Source organism: Streptomyces silaceus, assembly GCF_001419745.1.
Classification (GTDB): Bacteria; Actinomycetota; Actinomycetes; order Streptomycetales; family Streptomycetaceae; genus Streptomyces; species Streptomyces silaceus.
Genome location: NZ_LIRJ01000589.1, coordinates 1 through 1,390 on the forward strand (window position 1 = coordinate 1; position 1,390 = coordinate 1,390).

General features: G+C 68.7%; 2 pseudogenes. Both read right to left on the reverse strand.

The features are described from left to right. Positions 1-643 (reverse strand): annotated as a pseudogene (locus AOK22_RS43500) (2-isopropylmalate synthase); the annotation flags it as partial. 2 nt (positions 644-645) lie between these two features. Then, a pseudogene (locus AOK22_RS43505) lies at positions 646-1,390 on the reverse strand (2-isopropylmalate synthase); the annotation flags it as partial.

Sequence of the window (1,390 nt, forward strand, 5' to 3'; positions counted from 1 at the left end):
GGCCTCGACGGTGAGGGTGTCGACGCCGTCCGTGTCGGTCGTCGTCTGGCCGTTCTTGACCTGAATCCGACCCCAGGGGTTCGCCGGGTTCGGCAGGTACTCGTCCTGGAAGACGCTCCAGATCGCGTCCGGCGTGACCTCGCCGCCCTCGGCGTCGGTCTTGGCCTGGATGATCTTCGAGAACTCGATCTGCATGCGGCGCGGCAGGTCCAGCTTGTGGTCGTTCTGCAGGACGTACGCGATGCCGCCCTTGCCCGACTGCGAGTTGACGCGGATGACGGCCTCGTAGGAGCGGCCGACGTCCTTGGGGTCGATGGGCAGGTACGGCACGGCCCACTCGATGTCGTCGACGGTCTTGCCCTGGCCCGCGGCCCGGGTCTCCATCGCGTCGAAGCCCTTCTTGATGGCGTCCTGGTGGGAGCCGGAGAAGGCGGTGTAGACGAGGTCGCCCGCGTAGGGGTGGCGCGGGTGGATCTCCATCTGGTTGCAGTACTCGGCGGTGCGACGGATCTCGTCGATGTCCGAGAAGTCGATCTGCGGGTCCACGCCCTGCGAGAACAGGTTCATGCCCAGCGTCACCAGGTCGACGTTGCCGGTGCGCTCGCCCTGGCCGAACAGGCAGCCCTCGACGCGGTCGCCGCCGNNCGGCGGCGACGGCGGTGCCGCGGTCGTTGTGGGGGTGGATGGACAGGCAGACGAACTCGCGCCGGGAGAGGTTGCGGCTCATCCACTCGAAGCGGTCCGCGTGCGTGGACGGCGTCGAGCGCTCCACGGTGGCGGGCAGGTTCAGGATGATCTCGCGCTCGGCGTCGGGCTGCCAGACGTCCATGACGCCCTCGCAGACCTCCAGGGCGAAGTCCAGCTCGGTGTCGGTGAAGATCTCGGGGCTGTACTGGTAGCCGAACGTCGTCCGGTCGTCCAGCAGCTTGTCCGCGTACTCCATGACCAGGCGCGTGCCGTCGACGGCGATCTGCTTCACGGCGTCGCGCGAGCCGCGGAAGACGACGTCGCGCCAGACGGGGGCGGTCGCGTTGTACAGGTGGACCGTCGCGCGCCGGGCGCCCTTCAGGGACTCCACCGTGCGCTCGATGAGCTCCTCGCGCGCCTGGGTCAGGACGGAGATCGTCACGTCCTCGGGGATCGCGTCCTCGTCCTCGATGATCGACCGCACGAAGTCGAAGTCGGTCTGGCCCGAGGAGGGGAAGCCGACCTCGATCTCCTTGTAGCCCATGCGTACCAGCAGGTCGAACATGGCGCGCTTGCGGGCCGGGGACATCGGGTCGATCAGCGCCTGGTTGCCGTCGCGCAGGTCGGTGGAGAGCCAGCGGGGCGCGACCGTGATCCGCTTGTCGGGCCAGGTGCGGTCGGGGATGTCGACCTGCTCGTACCG